At 62.1% G+C, this 18,930-nt stretch carries 17 protein-coding genes; 7 read left to right on the top strand and 10 right to left on the bottom strand.

The features are described 5' to 3' along the window. Positions 1-168: 168 nt before the first annotated feature. Entirely contained in the window at positions 169-1,692 is a 1,524-nt protein-coding gene (locus tag LOY50_RS22530; RefSeq protein ID WP_053189777.1) for a fumarate hydratase, read from the bottom strand. 485 nt (positions 1,693-2,177) lie between these two features. Between LOY50_RS22530 and LOY50_RS22525 the strand changes: the two genes are divergently transcribed. Beyond that, on the top strand, positions 2,178-3,284 hold the full coding sequence (locus LOY50_RS22525) for a diguanylate cyclase (RefSeq protein ID WP_214509394.1): 1,107 nt from the start codon (positions 2,178-2,180) through the stop codon (positions 3,282-3,284). Continuing rightward, entirely contained in the window at positions 3,277-4,212 is a 936-nt protein-coding gene (locus tag LOY50_RS22520) for an iron-sulfur-binding ferredoxin reductase (RefSeq protein WP_258689225.1), read from the top strand. The genes LOY50_RS22525 and LOY50_RS22520 overlap by 8 nt, the downstream gene beginning before the upstream one ends. Before the next feature lie 244 nt (positions 4,213-4,456). Here the strand turns inward: LOY50_RS22520 and pyk are convergent, their stop codons facing one another. Further along, positions 4,457-5,908 (bottom strand): pyruvate kinase, encoded by a 1,452-nt coding sequence (gene pyk / locus LOY50_RS22515; RefSeq protein ID WP_018605630.1) that lies wholly within the window; start codon positions 5,906-5,908, stop codon positions 4,457-4,459. Positions 5,909-6,216: 308 nt separating this feature from the next. Between pyk and LOY50_RS22510 the strand changes: the two genes are divergently transcribed. Both LOY50_RS22510 and LOY50_RS22505 read left to right on the top strand, forming a co-directional pair. After that, positions 6,217-6,591 carry a tol-pal system YbgF family protein gene (locus LOY50_RS22510; protein ID WP_092223455.1) on the top strand — a complete coding sequence of 125 codons (375 nt, stop codon included), beginning with the start codon at positions 6,217-6,219 and terminating at the stop codon, positions 6,589-6,591. 291 nt (positions 6,592-6,882) lie between these two features. Continuing rightward, the gene (locus LOY50_RS22505; protein ID WP_024617542.1) at positions 6,883-7,242 is read left to right on the top strand and encodes a PilZ domain-containing protein; all 360 of its coding nucleotides are present in this window, start codon (positions 6,883-6,885) and stop codon (positions 7,240-7,242) included. Between the two features lie 139 nt (positions 7,243-7,381). On the opposite strand, the gene LOY50_RS22500 is transcribed toward LOY50_RS22505, so the two are convergent. The 7 genes from LOY50_RS22500 to LOY50_RS22470 all read right to left on the bottom strand — a co-directional run bounded on the left by LOY50_RS22500 (position 7,382) and on the right by LOY50_RS22470 (position 15,076). Then, positions 7,382-7,729, bottom strand: coding sequence for a DUF6124 family protein (locus LOY50_RS22500; protein WP_258689224.1), 348 nt, complete (start codon positions 7,727-7,729; stop codon positions 7,382-7,384). A gap of 337 nt (positions 7,730-8,066) precedes the next feature. Beyond that, positions 8,067-9,398, bottom strand: a complete 1,332-nt coding sequence (locus LOY50_RS22495) for a DUF58 domain-containing protein (protein WP_258689223.1) — start codon at positions 9,396-9,398, stop codon at positions 8,067-8,069. A 289-nt stretch (positions 9,399-9,687) separates the two neighbouring features. After that, positions 9,688-10,692 carry a MoxR family ATPase gene (locus LOY50_RS22490; RefSeq protein WP_077508509.1) on the bottom strand — a complete coding sequence of 335 codons (1,005 nt, stop codon included), beginning with the start codon at positions 10,690-10,692 and terminating at the stop codon, positions 9,688-9,690. After that, a complete protein-coding gene (locus tag LOY50_RS22485; protein ID WP_258689222.1) occupies positions 10,689-11,852 on the bottom strand; it encodes a DUF4350 domain-containing protein in 1,164 nt (387 codons plus the stop codon). Before LOY50_RS22485 ends, LOY50_RS22490 begins: the two co-directional genes overlap by 4 nt. Then, entirely contained in the window at positions 11,849-13,393 is a 1,545-nt protein-coding gene (locus LOY50_RS22480) for a DUF4129 domain-containing protein (protein ID WP_258689220.1), read from the bottom strand. Before LOY50_RS22480 ends, LOY50_RS22485 begins: the two co-directional genes overlap by 4 nt. Beyond that, positions 13,380-14,354, bottom strand: coding sequence for a stage II sporulation protein M (locus LOY50_RS22475; RefSeq protein ID WP_024617548.1), 975 nt, complete (start codon positions 14,352-14,354; stop codon positions 13,380-13,382). Before LOY50_RS22475 ends, LOY50_RS22480 begins: the two co-directional genes overlap by 14 nt. Further along, positions 14,351-15,076, bottom strand: coding sequence for an RDD family protein (locus tag LOY50_RS22470; protein ID WP_258689217.1), 726 nt, complete (start codon positions 15,074-15,076; stop codon positions 14,351-14,353). The genes LOY50_RS22475 and LOY50_RS22470 overlap by 4 nt, the downstream gene beginning before the upstream one ends. Positions 15,077-15,540: 464 nt before the next feature. On the opposite strand from LOY50_RS22470, the gene sbcB reads away from it, so the two are divergent. After that, positions 15,541-16,974, top strand: a complete 1,434-nt coding sequence (gene sbcB / locus LOY50_RS22465; protein ID WP_253477611.1) for an exodeoxyribonuclease I — start codon at positions 15,541-15,543, stop codon at positions 16,972-16,974. Positions 16,975-17,059: 85 nt separating this feature from the next. Here the strand turns inward: sbcB and mvaT are convergent, their stop codons facing one another. Continuing rightward, positions 17,060-17,437, bottom strand: coding sequence for a histone-like nucleoid-structuring protein MvaT (gene mvaT / locus LOY50_RS22460; protein WP_003205091.1), 378 nt, complete (start codon positions 17,435-17,437; stop codon positions 17,060-17,062). A gap of 306 nt (positions 17,438-17,743) precedes the next feature. Between mvaT and purU the strand changes: the two genes are divergently transcribed. Further along, positions 17,744-18,592: a formyltetrahydrofolate deformylase gene (gene purU / locus LOY50_RS22455; protein ID WP_003205089.1), complete on the top strand. Its 849-nt coding sequence runs from the start codon at positions 17,744-17,746 to the stop codon at positions 18,590-18,592. 163 nt (positions 18,593-18,755) lie between these two features. Then, positions 18,756-18,929: a hypothetical protein gene (locus LOY50_RS22450; protein WP_003205087.1), complete on the top strand. Its 174-nt coding sequence runs from the start codon at positions 18,756-18,758 to the stop codon at positions 18,927-18,929. Position 18,930: the final 1 nt, after the last annotated feature.

Genomic DNA, 18,930 nt, shown 5'->3' with positions numbered 1-18,930 from the left:
GACTCAAGTGTTTGGGGAAAGATCGCAGCCTCGTTGCACTCGACAGCTCCTACGCTCCTACGTACCTACGCCCTCGGAGGGCGCAAGCGCCTTTTCGGTATCTGCGCACAAAAAAAGGCCGGTGGGCTTGTCGCCCCACCGGCCTTTTTCACCGCGCCAAAATGCCTGTTACTGCACTTCGACCGCCAGGCTGTCACTGATCTTCTTCTGCCAGATGGCAGGACCGGTGATGTGTACCGACTCGCCTTTGCTATCGACCGCAACGGTCACCGGCATGTCCTTGACCTCGAACTCGTAGATCGCTTCCATCCCCAGTTCGGCGAACGCCAGGACCTTGGATTTCTTGATCGCCTGGGCCACCAGGTAAGCGGCGCCGCCGACGGCCATCAGGTAGACAGCCTTGTTGTCCTTGATCGCTTCGATGGCGGTCGGGCCGCGCTCGGATTTGCCGATCATGCCCAACAGGCCGGTCTGCTCGAGGATCTGACGGGTGAACTTGTCCATCCGCGTGGCGGTGGTCGGGCCGGCTGGGCCGACGACTTCTTCGCCTACCGGGTCGACCGGGCCGACGTAGTAGATGAAACGGCCCTTGAGGTCCACCGGCAAGGTTTCACCCTTGTTCAGCATCTCGACCATGCGCTTGTGCGCGGCATCGCGGCCGGTGAGCATCTTGCCGTTGAGCAGCACGGTCTCGCCCGGTTTCCAGCTCTGCACGTCTTCCGGGGTCAGGGTGTCGAGGTTGACGCGACGGGCCGACGGGCCGGCTTCCCAGACGATTTCCGGGTAGGCGTCCAACGGTGGCGCTTCCAGCGACGCCGGGCCGCTGCCATCGAGCACGAAGTGGGCGTGACGGGTGGCGGCGCAGTTGGGGATCATGCACACCGGCAGGGAGGCGGCGTGGGTCGGGTAGTCCATGATCTTCACGTCGAGCACGGTGGTCAGGCCACCCAGGCCCTGGGCACCGATGCCCAGTTGGTTGACCTTCTCGAACAGCTCCAGGCGCATCTCTTCGATACGGTTCTGCGGGCCGCGAGCCTTGAGCTCGTGGATGTCGATGGATTCCATCAACACTTCCTTGGCCATGACCGCGGCTTTCTCGGCGGTGCCGCCGATGCCGATGCCGAGCATGCCCGGTGGGCACCAGCCGGCGCCCATGGTCGGAACGGTTTTCAGCACCCAGTCGACGATGGAGTCGGACGGGTTGAGCATGGCCATCTTCGACTTGTTCTCGGAGCCGCCGCCCTTGGCCGCCACGTCCACTTCCACGGTGTTGCCCGGGACGATGGAGTAGTGGATGACCGCCGGGGTGTTGTCCTTGGTGTTTTTGCGTGCGCCTGCCGGGTCGGCGAGGATGGAGGCACGCAGGACGTTTTCCGGCAGGTTGTAGGCGCGACGCACGCCTTCGTTGATCATGTCGTCCAGGCTCATGGTCGCGCCGTCCCAACGCACGTCCATGCCCACGCGCACGAACACGGTCACGATGCCGGTGTCCTGGCAGATCGGCCGATGGCCGGTGGCGCACATGCGCGAGTTGATCAGGATCTGCGCCATGGAGTCACGGGCTGCCGGCGATTCTTCGCGCAGGTAGGCCTCGTGCATCGCCTGGATGAAATCCACGGGGTGGTAGTAGGAAATGAACTGCAAAGCGTCAGCAACGCTCTGTATCAGGTCATCTTGCTTGATCACGGTCATGAGTCGCGCTCCTCTCTAAAGACGGGAACATTCAATAAGGTGCCGGCCGCTTGGGTGCATCGGTCGACGGGCGGCACCTCTATAAGGCACGCCGGGCATGCTGGCGCGACGCTAAAAAGGCGCGGCAGTATATCGCAGGCCGGCCCCCTGTGGGAGCGAGCTGTGAGAGCAAGGCTGTGGGAGCAAAGCTTCTGTGGGAGCAAGGCTTGCCCGCGATGAAGACAACGCGGTCTCCCGGGGAATCGAGGCGCCTGCATCGCGAGCAAGCCTTGCTCCCACAGAAGCCTTGCTCCCACAGCCCAACAGGCCGATGTGCAGGCTATGTGTCAGGCCTCAAAACACTGCGTCAATATAGGCCATTGCTTTGACGCCATTTTTCTGCTCCAGAATTGAATGGTCATTTGTCCTACACGCCACTAAAGTGGCGTCTGGCCTGTAGCGTAGGACGCCTCCTGTCAGTTTCCTTTCCCATGGTGAGTCAACGATTGACCCATAACGCCATTCAACGTCTTTTGCTGAAACGCTTCGCTTTGGCGACCGCGACGTACGCGCTGGCACTGGTTTTGTTGTGGCTGGCATTTTTCAGTGGTCATTACCTCGATTCGTTGCGCGATGTCATCATCGGCAGCGTGTTGGTGGTGCTGTGCCAGGCCGGACTGTTCGCGCTGTTTATCACCGACCGTAACCTGCGCTTCGCCGACCCCAGCCTTACCGAAGCGCAGGTGTTGATCGGCCTGGGCTGGCAGACCTGGATGATGGCGCACCTGGACCAGGCTCGGGGCGTGTTCCTGGTGTTTTATGTATTGATCCTGCTGTTCGGGCTGTTTCACCTGTCACGCCGGGCCTTTGTGCGCTGCGCGGCGCTGGTGTTTATCAGCTTCACCGCTATTACTCTGTGGGACGGTTACTTCTTCCGGCTTCCCGATCCCACCTTGGCCGGGTTGCAGGTGGCTGTGCTGTTTCTTGTGCTGGTGTGGCTGGTGTTCTACGCCCGCTACGTCCAGACCTCACGCCAGCGCATGCGCCAGCGGCGGTTTGCCCTGCAGGCGCACCAGGACACCTTGCGCGGGATGATGCGCCAGCTCGAAGACCTGGTGGCCACCGATGAGCTGACCGGGCTGTTCAATCGCCGGCACTTCCTGCGCCTCGCTTCGCGCGAACTCAACACCCTCAGGCCCGGCATCGCCCATGGCCTGGCCCTGATCGATCTCGACCATTTCAAGCGCATCAACGACCTGCACGGCCACGCTGCTGGCGACCAGGTGCTGCAGGCATTTGCCGCGGTCGCCACGGCGTGCCTGCGCGAGGGCGATGTATTGGCTCGTTATGGCGGCGAGGAATTCGTCATGCTGCTGCCCGCCTGCGACCCCCAGCGCCTGACGGCCTGCTGCGAGCGGCTGCGGCTGGCGTTCACTGAAGTCGAGCTGATCGGCCTGCAGGTCGGCGCCCTCAGCTTGTCGGCGGGCATGACGATGCTGGAAATGGGCGATGACCTGGACAACGCGTTGCAGCGTGCCGACCAGGCCCTTTACCGTGCCAAGCGAGACGGTCGAAATCGGTGCGCTGCCGCCTGGGAGAACGTCGATGCCTGAACTGACAGTCGCCGGTCGGCAATGGACGGTGGCGGCGGGCAGTAACCTGTTGGACGCCTTGAACGGCGCTGGTGTGGCAGTGCCCTACAGTTGTCGTGCCGGCAGTTGCCACGCGTGCCTGGTGCAGTGCGTGGGCGGCGATGTGCGCGACAGTCGTCCCGACGCCTTGAACCCGGTGCAACGCGACCAGGGCTGGCGGCTGGCCTGCCAATGCCAGGTGGTCGAGGATGTGCAGATCCACACCTTCGATCCGCAACGCGACGGCCAGGCCGCTCACGTAGCTGCGGTGGATTGGCTCGGTGGCGAGGTGCTGCGCCTGCGCATCACCCCCGAGCGGTCGCTGCGTTATCAGGCCGGGCAGCACCTGGTGCTGTGGGCTGGTGACGTGGCCCGGCCGTATTCCCTGGCGAGCCTGCCCGAGGAAGACCGATTCCTGGAGTTCCACCTCGATTGCCGCGAGCCCGGCCAGTTCATTGATGCGGCCCGGCAGATGAAGGCCGGTGATCCGATCCGCCTGGGCGAGTTGCGCGGCGGTGCCTTGCATTACGACCCCGACTGGCACGACAGGCCGCTGTGGCTGCTCGCCGCCGGCACCGGCCTGGCGCCGTTGTTTGGCTTGCTGCGCGAAGCGTTGCGCCAGCAGCATCAAGGCGCGATTCGCCTTATTCACGTGGCCCATGATGCGGCCGGGCATTACCTGGCCAAACCCCTGGCGGCGCTGGCGGCCAAGCATCAAAACCTCACCGTGGAGCTGCTGAGCGCAGCCGAGGCGCCGTCCGCCTTGGCGCAACTGCGCCTTGTTTCACGGCAAACCCAAGCCTTGCTCTGCGGCCATCCTGACCGGGTCGAGGCCTTTGCCAAGCGCTTGTACCTGGCCGGTTTGCCGCGCAATCAACTGCTGGCCGACGTCTTCCTGCCCCGTGGTTGAGCGTTTCCAGACCGGGAACAGTTGCGCAAGGTGATTGAAGAAGAGGGCAGGCAGGCTGGCGCCATCGCGAGCAAGCTTTGCTCCCACAGGAGTGGGGGGAGCACTCCATATGGGGGCGTCCTGAAACTGTGGGAGCGAGCTTGCTCGCGATAGCGGCAGTTCAGGCACTACATTCTCCAAGAGCAAAAACCAAAAAGCCCCGCCATTCACATGGCAGGGCTTTTGTTTTTCAGCGCTCGGTCACTCAGACCATCGGGTCGCCAACATGCAGGATTTTCATCCCGTTGGTGCCGCCGATGGTGTGGTAGCTGTCGCCCTTGGTCAGGATGACCCAGTCGCCGGTCTGCACCACGCCACGCTTGACCAGTTCATCCACCGCCGCCTGGCTGACTTCGCCCGGTTGCAGGGCGGCCGGGTCGAAGGGCACGGTGTAGACGCCACGGAACATGGACGCGCGCGCCTGGGTTTCGCGGTGCGGGGAGAACGCGTAGATCGGCACCGAGGAACGGATGCGCGACATGATCAGCGGCGTGTAGCCACTTTCGGTCAGGGCGATGATCGCCTTCACGCCCGGGAAGTGGTTGGCGGTGTACATCGTCGCCAGGGCGATGCTCTCGTCGCAGCGCTCGAAGGTCTTGCCGATGCGGTGGCTGGAGGTCTTGCTGGTCGGGTGCTTTTCAGCGCCGATGCAGATGCGTGCCATGGCCTGCACCGCTTCGAGCGGATAGAGGCCGGCGGCGCTCTCGGCCGAGAGCATCACGGCGTCGGTGTAGTCGAGTACGGCGTTGGCTACGTCGGACACTTCGGCGCGGGTCGGCATCGGGTTCTGGATCATCGACTCCATCATCTGGGTCGCGACGATCACCGCTTTGTTGTGGCGGCGTGCGTGCAGAATGATCTTCTTCTGGATGCCCACCAGCTCGGCATCGCCGATTTCCACGCCCAGGTCGCCACGGGCCACCATCACGGCGTCGGACGCCTTGATCAGGCCATCGAGGGTTTCGTCGTCGGCCACGGCTTCGGCGCGTTCGATCTTGGCCACCAGCCAGGCAGTACCGCCGGCTTCGTCGCGCAGTTGACGGGCGTATTCCATATCAGCAGCGTCACGCGGGAAGGACACGGCCAGGTAGTCGACTTCCATTTCCGCGGCCAGCTTGATGTCGGCCTTGTCTTTTTCGGTCAGGGCCGGTGCGGTCAAGCCACCGCCGCGACGGTTGATGCCTTTGTGGTCCGACAGCGGGCCGCCGATGGTCACGACGCAGTGCAGTTCAGTGGCGGTGGCGGTTTCGACGCGCATCACCACGCGACCGTCGTCGAGCAGCAGCTCGTCGCCCACGCCGCAGTCCTTGACCAGGTCCGGGTAGTCGATGCCGACCACCTGCTGGTTGCCTTCGGTCAGCGGATGGCTGGTGGAGAAGGTGAAGGCGTCACCGATCTTCAGCTCGATGCGCTTGTTGGCGAATTTGGCGATACGGATCTTCGGGCCTTGCAGGTCACCCAGCAGGGCAACGAAGCGGCCGTGCTTGGCGGCGAGGTCGCGCACCAGCTTGGCACGAGCCTTGTGCTCGTCGGGGGTACCGTGGGAGAAATTCAGGCGGGCAACGTCCAGGCCAGCCAGAATCAGCTGTTCGAGAACTTCCGGCGAATTACTGGCCGGGCCAAGGGTAGCGACGATTTTGGTGCGACGGACGGACATGCAAGACTCCTCAAGTTCAAGCGCCAGCGAAGGCTACTATGCTCTTTGGGTGTAGTCATTGTTCATATGCACTACTTTTTCGTTTGTTTTTCGAAATGAACATTCCTGAAAATTTTTGCGCCTTTTGTGACGCGGTGACCCCTTTGTCATGTGAACTCATCCTGTAGGAGCTGCCGAGTGCAACGAGGCTGCGATCTTTCCCCAGGCACTTGGATCCCAAGCGGAAGATCAAAAGATCGCAGCCTTCGGCAGCTCCTACAGATTTCCCCAGCCAGGTCGATACAGAGCTCAAGACAGGAGAACCTCCCATGCGATTCGTGCTTTTTGTTGCCCTGGCCCTGAGCGTCACGGGCTGCACCCGTTGGTCGATGAACCATCACATGAACCTGGCCTACAAGGCCTATGACCGCGGCAATTGCGAGCAGGTCATGCTCGAACTGTCCCAGGTCGACCGCGCCAGCCGTGCCCGCCGCTATATGCAGCCGGAAGTCTCGATGCTGCGCGGCCAGTGCCTGGAACGGCAGAAGCTGTTTGTCGATGCGGCGCAGACCTACCAGTTCATCATCATGCAATACCCTAACAGTGAATACGCCTTCCGCGCCCGCGCCCGGCTCGAGACCCTGCAGAGCCTGGGCCATTATCCGACCCGCAGCGCGTCGGCGATCCGCCCCACGGCGTCCTGACAGGCTCACCAAGCCATTGGCCGGGGCGATTCCCGGCCACAAGCGCCTGGCGTGTTTTTGTTTATGAAAGGTTTGCGCAAGGACTGGCCTCCACACCACCTTGAGCTATATTTGTACAAATCGTCATTAGAGCTAAATCTCTAACTTCAAGCGGCACCTGTGACCGGCAGCACTAGGGCCTGAACGCTTGCGAGCGTCTGGCACCGGGATCGGGGAGAGCGAGCTGGCGTGTGCTCGTTCCGAAGTATCAGGTTGCCCCGATTCGGGGTCGTTCAAAAAGCGATACAGGACATGTACAAAAAACGGCGAATCGAACGGCATCAGCTGCCGTGTTTCCTGAGAGTGTTCAATGGTGTCAACGGCAGGCCTATCGGTTTCCTGGGCAATGTCTCCGCAGATGGCCTGATGCTGATCAGCCATTTACCGTTGATGGTCGGCGCGGACTTTGACCTGCTCCTGAAAATCCCTGCCGATGAGGGACCGCAACAGAACATTGTGCTCAGGGCCAATTGCCTGTGGTGCCACGAAGACGTGACGCCGCAGCATTTCGACGCCGGTTTCAGCCTGAAATGGGCACCGCCGGAGTACGGGCAACTGATCAGCGCATTGCAGCAATATTTCAGTTTTTATCCGTTGCCGGAATCGGCCTGAGCCCCGGTCACTTTTGTTGGCGTAACACTTTGTGGGAGCGAGCTTGCTCGCGAAGGCGGCGATACATTCAGCATTGCTGCAAGCTGATCCACCGCTATCGCGAGCAAGCTCGCTCCCACAGGTTTCTCATACACCTCTTCTAGCGCTGAACCTTCGCCTCGTTATCCAGCATCTTCTCCAGCAACAACACCCCCATCTCGCCCATCTGGTGAATCGCCAGGGCCAGGTTGCGCGGGGCGCCTTCCAGGTCTTCCGATAAATCCAGGATCAACGTGCTCACCGAGCAGAAGGTTTCGTAGGTGTGCGCGAGCATGCCTTCGGGGTCGGCGTCGGGGGCGACGATGAAGTAGTCCGGTTGTTTGTAAGGCCTTTTGTCGGGTTGGCCGTGGTTGGGCTTGAGGTAGTAGTCGAGGGCTCTTTGAGCGGCTTCGTCGAGCTTTTCGGGGTCGAGGGTTTCGTGGGGTGGATTTGGAGTCGGCTTGATCATATTCACTTCTCGTTGGTGGTGCTGCCATCCGGCTCGCGACTAAACGAGGGGTGGCGGCTGGACGCAGGTTAGTCGACCGGTGAGAAGTGAAACCGGCGCGCCCGAGGGCGCCCTGCGCACAGCCACCATCAAGTGCGGGGATAGGGGAACCCGACTGGATGACGCTTGTGCACATCACTTCATAGCCGGGCGACTAAACCCGATCGCTGGATATCAGCGACGCGAATCAAGTTACGGGGCGACGTCAAAGCGCACAAGCCGGCGGATTCTGGCGGATCTGTAGTCCATTGCGCAAGGCGCTGTAGTCAGCCGGAGTTTTGCCGGCTCGCTGTAGGATCTATGCCGTCCCGGCCTTTTTCCAGGCCAGGTATTGGGTCACCAGGTCCGCGCCTAACTCACTGGGGCGCGAATCCAGGGTTGGCACACCATGGGCGGCCAGTTGCTTATGCAATTCGGCCCGTGCATTCAAATAATCCACCGTCCCGCAGTAGGCCAAGGCCTCGGGCAAGGTTTGCACCGGCGTCTGGCGCAACCGGTCGAGGGCCTCTTCCCGCAGGCTGGCCACCAGCACCCGATGCTGCTGGCCCAAGCGTTTGACGGCCGCGAGCAGATCCGCGTCGTCCTCATCCCGCAAGTTGGTCACCAGCACCACCAGGGCCCGGCGTTTTTGCCGGGCCAACAGCTGGGTGACGGCGGCCTGGTAGTCGGCGGGGCGTTGGCTGCTGTCGAGGTCGTACACGGTGTTGAGCAACACGTTGAGCTGGCCGGTGCCTTTGACCGGGGCGAGGTAGCGGGTCTGATCGCTGGCGAAGGTGTTCAGGCCCACGGCATCGCCCTGGCGCAGCGCGGTGTAGCTGAGCAGCAGGCAGGCGTTGAGGGCGTGGTCGAAGTGCGACAGCTCGCCGTCCTGGCTGCGCATGCGCCGGCCGCAGTCGAGCATGAAGATGATCTGTTGGTCGCGCTCGTCTTCGTATTCCCGGGCAATCGGCGTGCGATGGCGGGCCGTGGCTTTCCAGTCGATCTGGCGCAGGCTGTCGCCCTCGCGAAATTCGCGCAGTTGATGGAATTCCTGGCCCTGGCCGCGTCGTTGCCGCTGGCGGATGCCGAGCTGGCTCAGCCAGTTGTCCACCGCCAATAGTTGACCGTCGTAGAGCCTGGCGAAATCCGGGTAGACCCGAGTCTCATCGACCGCGTCCAGCAGACGCTTGTCGGTCCACAGGCCTAGCGGGCTCGGCAGGTTGATTTCGCAATGTTCGAAGGCGAAGTGCCCGCGCTTGAGCGGGCGCAGGCGGTAGCCGACCTGGCTGCGCTGGTCGGGTTGCAGTTCGACCGACAGCGGCAGGTTTTCGAAGTCCAGGCCGTTGGGTACATGGTCGAAGAGCTGCACGTGCAACGGCTGGGCAACGTCATGGCTGATGTTCAAGCGGATTTCACCCCAGCGTCCCAGGGCCAGGCTGCCGGGCATCTGCCGTTGTACCCGCGGCGAGGGCAGGCGCCTGACGCGCACCGCGTCGAGCAGCGCCAGGGCCAGCAAGGCCAACAGCAGCCCCCAGTTGATCGACAGCAGCGCCGATGGCACCGCCATGCCCAAGGCTCGCAGCGCGCCGAGCACGATACTCACGGCCAGCAGCACGGCGAGCCAGGTCAGCAGCAGGCGCGAGGGTTTCATGGGTGCGTGCCCTTGCAGGGGATGTTGGCCTTGGCAAGGAAATTTACTGCAGTGAGGTTTCCTGTGGCGAGGGAGCTTGCTCCCGCTGGACGCGCAGCGTCCCCTGGCGGTGTGTCAGATAGAACTTGGGGGCTGCTTCGCAGCCCAGCGGGAGCAAGCTCCCTCGCCACAAAAAGCATGCCTGCCACAAAGAATTTTTCTGGCACAAAAAGCATTCCTGGTACAGAAGACATTCCTGCCATAGAAGGTATTCCTGGCACAAAAAGCACGCTTGGCACAGATGCCCTCATCACAGCCGCGGCGCCGGCACTTGATCGAGCAGTTGCCCCAGCACCTGGTCCACCGACAGCCCTTCGATGTCCAGTTCCGGCGCCAGGCGCACGCGATGGCGCAGCACGGCCAGGGCGCAGCCCTTGATGTCATCCGGCACGACGAACTCGCCGCCACGCAACAACGCCCGGGCCCGGGCGCAACGTACCAGCGCAATCGACGCTCGCGGGCCGGCGCCAAGGGTCAGGCCCGGCCAACTGCGGGTGGTACGGGCCAGGCGTACGGCGTAGTCGAGTACCTGGTCGTCCATCGGCAGGTCGCTGGCAATGCGTTGCAGCGCTTGCACGTCCTTGGCCTGCAACACCATGCGCAGCGGCTGCACGTCGAGCATGTCGGCGCGGGTCGAGCGGCTGACCTGGCGCACCATGTCCAGCTCCTGGTCGGCGTCCGGGTAGTCCATGCGCACCTTGAGCATGAAACGGTCGAGCTCGGCTTCCGGCAGCGGGTAGGTGCCTTCCTGTTCGATAGGGTTCTGGGTGGCGAGGACCATGAACGGCTGGCTGATGGGCAGGGCGCGGCCTTCGAGGGTGACCTGGCGTTCCTGCATGGCTTCGAGCAGCGCGGCCTGGGTCTTGGCCGGTGCGCGGTTGATCTCGTCGGCCAGCAGCAGGTTGGTGAACACCGGGCCCTTGCGCAGTTTGAACTGCTCGGTCTGCAAGTCGTACACCGCGTGCCCGGTGACGTCGCTGGGCATCAGGTCGGGGGTGAACTGGATACGCGCGAACTCGCCGTTGAAACACCGGGCCAGGGCCCGCACCAGCAAGGTCTTGCCCAGCCCGGGAACGCCTTCGAGCAGCACGTGCCCGCCGGCGATCAGCGCGGTGAGCACATCGTCGATCACCGCGCTCTGGCCAACCACCGCTTTGCGCAGCTCGGTGCGGATGGCCTGGGCCAACTGACTGGCGCGCTGGCGCTGTTGGGCGGCGTGGGCCTGGCCGTCGACAGGTTCGTTCTGTTCAGTCATAAGGCATTCCTAAGGGTTTGCAAATGGGCAACCTGGCGGCAGAAATCGGCGCGGGACAGGCGCTGTTTCGGCCGTGGGCTCAAGGCCTGGCTGATGGCTCGCGTCGGTTGTCGGGTCAGGCGGGCGAGTACCTGCCATTGTTCGGCGACGGCCAGTTGTTCGAAGCCTGGGTGAAGATGACGTGCCCGGCGCAGCACGTCTTGTTGCAGGGCATGCAACAGGTACTCCTGGCCGTTGTGCCGCAGGTGGAAACCGGCGCCGGCCTGCACATGCTCTTCCAACTGACGCCGCGCCTTGGAGGCCGGTTGTTGCAGTGGGCCATGGCGCACCGCTGAACGCCAGAACCACAGGGCAATCAAGGCCAGCAGTGCCACCAGTGCCTGAGGGAAATACCGCAGCAGCAGGGTCAGCAAGTTGTCGTGGTCGGTGTTGAACAGCAGCGTGACGTCCGTGTCGGCGCTCAAATACCAGAGCAGCCAGGCGTTGTCGTACTGGTCGATGGACTCGTTCTTCCACAGCTCGGCGTCGGTGATCACGGTGATCGAGCCCAGGCCGAGGTTCAACTGCATCATATGGGTCGACAGCGCGCTGTTGGCCCAGGCCTGGGCCAGGTTATGCGGGTCTTCGAGGTGGAAATCGGTGTCGAAGCCGATATACGCCGGCGCCTCTTCGTCTTCCAGGTAGAGCTTGGTCAGTTCCGGGTAATGATCCTTGATCAATTCAGGGGCCGGTTCCTTGAGGTCCTTGCTCAAAAGTTGCCGCAGGCGCACGCGGTCGAGCAGCAGGTCGCCGCTGCTGCCGGTGCTGTCGTCCCACAAGGCTTCGGCAACGAAGAGCAAGCGCCCGCCGGCCCGGGTCCAGTTCATCAGTTGTTCGACTTCCCGTGGCGTCATGTGGGTTCGCTCGCCCAGCAACAGCAGGCTGTGCTGGCGAGGTTCCAGGGTGGGCAGCACGTCCAGGCTGTTGGCATGCTCGACGTTGATACCCCGCTGGCGCAGGAAAAGTTCGGCGGCCAGGTAAGGATTGGCCTGGGTTTCAGGGGAGGGGCCGTGCTCGACGACCTCTTCATAGGGCTCGGCCTTGGTGTAGAGGTAGAGGCCGAATGCGCACACCAGCGCGGCCAGCACGGCGCCGATCAGCCACCCTGCGTGCCGGCTCATCGAGAGGCTCCCGGACCGAACAGCTCGCGCCAGCCGTCACACAATTCCTGTTGCAGGTGTGTCGGCGGTGGACGATGCCCATAGGCAATGTTCTGCCAATGCAGGGTCAGGTTTTTGCTGAAGCCCAGCAGGTTGTCCTGCTTGAGCTGTTCGACGCGTTCCAGCACCTGGCCTTCGGTGTCGGCCGGTTTCAAGGGGATCTTGAAGTCATGATGCAACCGGCTGAGCAGCGCCCGGTACAGCAGGCCCAGGGCTTCACGGGGTTGCGTGGCCCACAGTTGTTCGACGCTGGTGGCCACGTCGGCGGGCAGGCTCTCTTCGCGAATATCCAGGCCGAACATGCGCGCCGGTACGGCGCGTTCCACCGGCAGGCGCTGCCTCGGTCGGCGATTGGCCAGGGCCTTGAGTCTTTCACGGTAGCGCCAGGCCAGCCAGACGATTGCCGCCACCAGGCAGGCCCACAGCACCACCTGGATCAGTGCGGCGGCGATGTCGAAACGTTGGCTGCCGAGCCATTTGAACAGGTCCTTGAGCCAGCTCGGTTTGGCCTCGGTCTCGGTCTCGGGGGATTCGGCCGCTTCTTCGCCGAAACGATAACGGATGACGGTCTCGGGGTTCTTGAACGGCGGGGCGTCGAGGATTGCCTTGATACCGTCCCGGGAGGCTTCGCTGGTGAGGGGCTGGTTGAGCAGCCGCGGGCTATCGGGGGCGTCGCTGTCTTCGGCGGCAAACGCCGGGGGCGTCAGCGGCAGCAGCATGAGCGCCAGCAGCATCAACAGCGGGGCTACGCCGCTCAGGCGCTGGCGCAGGCGTCGGAACACCAGTTCGATGTCCCACGCCTCGAGGATCGTGCGCCGGTTCAGGTAGAGGCTGAAGCCGCAGGCGACATACACCGGCTCCCACAAGATCAGCAGCAGCGGGTAGAGGAAGTTGACCAGGTGTTCGAACCACAACCAGTCGTGCTCGGCCGCTGACACCAGCGTCTCCCAATCCCATTGCAGTTCGACTTGTTGCGGCACGAACAGGTAGAACAGGGCCATCAGGCCGAACCACAAGGCGGTTTCCAGGTGCACGCCGATGATGGTCAACCATTGCGCCGCGCCGCGGTTGCGTTGCAGCAGTACCCGCAAGCGCTGCGTCCGCGCCTCACCGCTAAGCCCCTCGAGTTGCACCACCGGCATCAGGAAGCTGCGGCTCAGGCTCAGCCGGCGCCAGGTCAGGCTGGCCAGCAACTGCGGCTTGAGCAGCGCAGGCCACTGGCGCAACGCCTGGCGCAAGGTGGGGGTTTCGCCAAACAGTGCCTTGGACAGAATGTACAGCGGCAGCCGGTCGAAGGCCGGCTTCAACCACCAGAACAGCATCACCACCAGCGACGGTGAGTCCCACAGCAGCAGGGTCAGCAACAGGTACACCGGCAGCGTGATGAGCGCCCAACTGGTCATCAGCAGGCGGCGATGCTGCTGGCTCATCAACACCCCAAGGTCCATGGCTTCCCAGGTGGTGCGTGGGCGGATGACGACGGTGGCGTCACTCAGGCGCATGGCGGACCCGTCCGGCAAGCGACAGATAGCTGATCACCAACAGCCACAACAAGGCGCCTACGGTGTATTTGGTGGCGGGCGTCACGGCGCTGGAAGACCAATAGGCCTCGATGAACGCGGCAATGAGCAGGAACAGCATCACACCGCCGATCATCAGCACGCTTTTGCCCGCCGCGAGCCGCAAGGCCTCGCCTCGGGTCAGGCGTCCCGGCGCAATCAAGGCCCAGCCCAGCTGCAGGCCTGCGGCCCCGGCGAGGGCGATGGCGGTGAGTTCGAAGGCGCCGTGGCCAATCACGAACGACCAGAACGTTCCCCCGGAGCCGATCTGGGTCAGGTGCCCGGCCACCGCGCCAATGGTCAGGCCATTGAAAAACAGGAAAAACGCGCTCCCCAGGCCAAACATCAAGCCACTGGCAAAGGTCTGAAAGGCAATGCCGATGTTGTGCATGATGTAGTAACCGAACATGACCCAGTCCTCGCTGGCGGCCCGCTCGACCGAGCGCCCCAGGTGCCCGGACGCGGGGTCGTACATGCTGCGGATCTGGCTGATTTCGTCAGCGCCGAGCACGCTGTAGACCAGTTCCGGGAACAGATAGACCAGCAGCCCGATGCCCACCAGGCTGCCCAGGAACATCAGGCTGGCGGCCAGCACGAATCGCCATTGTTCACGCACCAGTCGGGGAAAACCGGCCAGGATAAACGCCGAGAGACTGGCCGAGGGCCGGCTGCGGTCCCGATAAAGTTGCTGGTGACCGCGCAACGCCAATTGTTGCAGTGTGTCGACCAGCAAGCTGCTGTAACCCCGGGCCTGGGCCAGTGCCAGGTGATGGCAAAGCCGTCGGTAGGTGGCAGGGAAGTCGCTGCTCTGGGGCACGCTGCGGCTGCGCTCCAGTTGGTCGAGTTGCCGGGTCAGGTGCTCCCATTCCCCTTGGTGACGGCTTTCGAACAGGCTTTGCTTCATGTTGGCCCCAGCAGGCCGCGGGCGACGCCATTGAGTTCGGCCGCGGCGTTTGGCACCTGGACGTTCAGTGGCGCGGCCAGGATGGCAGCCAGTTCGCTGACCCGCGCCTGGGACAGTTCTGCCTGGCGTTCGGCGAAGCCCAGCACGGCGCGTTGCTCATGCAGGCTGAGGGTGAAAGGCGTGCGTATCGGCGGGGCCATCGGCAAGGCGGGGCGTTTGACCGGCTGTTCGCGATACACCACCAGCGTGCCGGCCGCGAGATCGCCCAAGCGCTTGAACGCCGGATGCTGCAGGCAACTGATGGCCCCGAAGGTGTAGCCGAAGGGCAGCATGTCGACGAAACGCAGCAGGTTGCGGATCAGCGACGCCGACCAGCCGATGGGCCGGCCATCGTCCTGCACCACGCGCAGCCCCATGATCTGCTTGCCGGGAGAGCGCCCCTGGTTGAGCACCTCGAACAGCACCATGTACCACCAACTGACGACAAACAGCAGGATGGACCCAAGGCCCATCCCCAGTTCGCCGAAAAACGCCAGGACCAGGAAGAAAAGCCCCAGGACCAGCCCGCGTATGCCCAGGTCGATGGAGAAGGCGATTGCACGCGGCATCAGTCCCGCCGGGCGCAGCGGCAGGTCGATGCCTTCGGGCGTTTCAACCTGATAGCGCGTGTCCAGGGGCGCGGGCAGCGTCGCGTTCCTTTGCAGTGCTGGTGTCTCGAGCATGGGCAACCTGTGATGGGCCAGACCGAATGTTCAATCTCGGCCCAGATGCTAGCAGTCTTCGTGCGGGCAAACGATAGAGCTGTGTGTGTCATTTATGGTTTGCAACAGGATTCGTGGGCACCGCAGATCAACTGTGGGAGCGAGCCTGCTCGCGATGACTGCAATCCATTCGACATCAATGCAAGCCGACCCACCGCTATCGCGAGCAAGCTCGCTCCCACATGGGAGGGTGGTGAGCATTGAGTCAGTGGGCAGCGCAGATCAACTGTGGGAGCGAGCTTGCTCGCGATGACGGCAGTCCATTCAACATGGATGCAAGCCGAGCCACCGCTATCGCGAGCAAGCTCGCTCCCACATGGGGTGGGTGGTGGAACCCTGTGTTGGCATTCAAAAGTTACAGGACTGCTGGTCGCAGGCGGGTTCGAGCGCCTAGACTTCGCCAGTCTTCAGTTCAGGAACAGCCCGTGACTTCCATTTTCTGGTACGACTACGAAACCACCGGCATCAACCCGCGTTGCGACCGGCCCTTGCAGGTGGCGGGTATCCGTACCGATTTCGAACTCAATGAAATCGACGAACCGGTGAACCTGTATTGCCGGCCCAGCGATGACATCCTGCCGCATCCGGCGGCCTGTGCAATTACCGGTATCACCCCGACATGCCTGGCCGAAAAAGGCTTGAGCGAAGCCGATTTCATGACCCGTGTCCACGGCCACCTGGCCGCGCCCGGTACCTGTGGCGCCGGCTACAACACCCTGCGCTTCGACGATGAAATGACCCGCTACAGCCTCTATCGGAATTTCTTCGACCCGTACGCACGGGAATGGCAGGGCGGCAACAGTCGCTGGGATTTGATCGACCTGGTGCGCGCGGCCTATGCGCTGCGCCCGCAAGGCATTGTCTGGCCGCAAGAGGACGGTCGCGTGACCCTCAAGCTCGAGCGCCTGACCGCCGCCAATGGCATCGACCACGGCCAGGCCCACGATGCGTTGTCGGACGTGCGCGCGACCATCGCCCTGGCCCGGCTGATCCGTCAGCAGCAGCCCCGGCTCTACGACTGGCTGTTCCAGTTACGCAGCAAACAGAAGGTGATGGACCAGATTCGCCTGTTGCAGCCCATGGTGCATATTTCCGGTCGCTTCTCGGCGGCGCGCAACTACATCGGTGTGGTCTTGCCGCTGGCCTGGCACCCGAAAAACCGCAACGCCCTGATCGTCTGCGACCTGCACCTGGACCCCCAGGGCCTGCTGGACGACGATGCCGAAAGCCTGCGCCAGCGTTTATATACCCGCCGTGAAGAATTGCTCGAAGGTGAGTTGCCGGTGCCGCTCAAGCTTATCCATATCAACAAATGCCCGGTGATCGCGCCATTGTCGGTGCTGCGTGCCGAGGACCAGCAGCGACTGGAATTGGACATGGAGGGCTATCAGCAACGGGCATTGCGGCTAACTGACGCACAGAAAGTTTGGCAGGATAAACTTCAGGCTATTTATGGTCGGGAGGATTTCACCGCCAGCGAGGATCCCGAGCAACAGTTATACGCGGGCTTCCTGGGGGATCGCGATCGACGTTTATGTGAACAAGTGCGTATGGCTGACCCCGCGCAATTGGCTCAAGAACGCTGGCCTTTCGATGATGAGCGTTTGCCAGAACTATTGTTCCGATATCGCGCGCGCAACTTTCCAGACACGTTGAGTCCTGAAGAGCAGGCGCGTTGGAGACTTTTCTGTCAACAACGGCTGTCATCCCCGGAGTGGGGCGCGCCTAATACCTTGGAAAGTTTTGATGCGGCGATGGGGGAGTGGATGGCTCTGTCTACACCCGTGCAGCAAGAAGTACTCAGGGAGTGGCAGGGCTACAGTCAGCAATTGCGCAAACGTTTAAGCCTTGAACCGTGATGAAGTAAAAAGATGACAGGCATAAAAAACGCCAGCAATCGCTGGCGTTTTTTTGTTCGCTAAGAACGGTGCGAACCGGTGAGGCTTAGCCCAGCAGGGTTGCCCAGCCTTCCACCACGTCACCGCCCCACTTGGCTTTCCACTCTTTCAGAGTCTTGTGGTTGCCACCTTTGGTTTCGATGACTTCGCCGTTGTGCGGGTTCTTGTATTGCTTAACTTTGCGAGCGCGTTTGGTGCCAGTAGTTTTCACGGCGCCACGTGGTGCTTTGCTCGACTTGGCTTCTGGATCCAGCAGGGCAATGATGTCGCGCAGCGACTTGGAGTATTCGCCCATCAGAGTGCGCAGTTTGCCTTCGAATTCAAGCTCGGTTTGCAGTTTGTCGTCTTGGGACAGGTTTTTCAGGCGAGCTTGCAGTTCTTTGATAGCTTCTTCTGTGGCGCGGTATTCATTGATCAAGGACATGTGGACTACCTTATGTAGGACGCGGGTGACAAGGACACAGTGCGGCAATAGTAATCAGACAGTTTCATCAAGTAAACATTTAACCGGTGTTTTATTTAATTAATTAGTGCTGCGCCACAAAAACGCCTGTTGCAGTTAAATACCGCGACAGAGTCTTCACATCTGTTCACACATATAGCCTGCTTTCCCGGGCCACGCCGGTCGTGGCTTTGGGGCCGTCGTCGAGATTTGGCGTCTCATCGATACTGCAGTTTTGCCGCGCAATGGCTAGAATGGCCGCCTTTGCGAAGTTCTGGAGTTTCCCTAATGCGCACTTTTCGTCTGGTGATTGCTTGTCCGGACCGCGTCGGCATCGTTGCTAAAGTCAGTAACTTTCTGGCGTCCCATAACGGCTGGATCACCGAAGCAAGCCATCACTCGGACAATCAAAGTGGTTGGTTTTTCATGCGTCACGAGATTCGTGCCGATTCGCTGCCCTTCGGTATCGAAGCCTTCCGTGAAGCATTCGCCCCCATTGCCGAAGAGTTCTCGATGGACTGGCGTATCACCGACACCGCGCAGAAAAAACGCGTGGTGCTGATGGCCAGTCGTGAGTCCCACTGCCTGGCCGACCTGTTGCACCGCTGGCACAGCGATGAGCTCGATTGCGACATCGCCTGTGTGATTTCCAATCATGACGACTTGCGCAGCATGGTGGAATGGCACGGCATCCCTTACTACCACGTGCCGGTCAATCCGCAGGACAAGCAGCCGGCGTTCGCCGAAGTCTCGCGGCTGGTCAAGCAGCACGATGCCGAGGTGGTGGTGCTGGCCCGCTACATGCAAATCCTGCCGCCGGCCTTGTGCCGCGAATACGCCCATAAGGTCATCAACATCCACCACAGTTTCCTGCCGTCGTTCGTCGGTGCCAAGCCGTATCACCAGGCGTCGATGCGTGGTGTGAAGCTGATTGGCGCCACCTGTCACTACGTGACCGAAGAGTTGGATGCCGGTCCGATCATCGAGCAGGACGTGGTGCGCGTCAGCCACAGCGACAGCATCGAAGACATGGTGCGTTTCGGCCGTGACGTAGAGAAGATGGTGTTGGCCCGGGGCCTGCGTTATCACCTGGAAGACCGGGTGCTGGTGCACGGCAACAAGACCGTGGTGTTCTGACTGGCTTTGGGCACTTGTAGGAGCTGCCGAAGGCTGCGATCTTTTGATTTTGATCTTTCGCTCGAGACTCAATCGGTAGGGGAAAGATCGCAGCCTCGCTTCGCTCGTCAGCTCCTACAGGCGCAGCATTCATGCAACCTTCTTACGGGAGCAGCATTGAGCCATGACCGATCCATTGGACAAAGCCACCTCCAAGGCGCCGGCGACCTTGGGCGAGGGCTGCCTCAGCCGCTATGACCCAGATGCGTTGGGCCCGGAGGACGGCACTGAGTTTCCCGATGCTGCGCAATTGTGGGAGCAACTGCATCCCCAGGACGAGCCCGAGCAGAAGCCGTGAT

The sequence above is a fragment of the Pseudomonas sp. B21-010 genome (assembly GCF_024749325.1).
GTDB lineage: Bacteria > Pseudomonadota > Gammaproteobacteria > Pseudomonadales > Pseudomonadaceae > Aquipseudomonas > Aquipseudomonas kilonensis.
The sequence above is the reverse complement of the archived record's forward strand: the minus strand, read 5'-3'. Positions and strand labels throughout refer to the sequence as shown.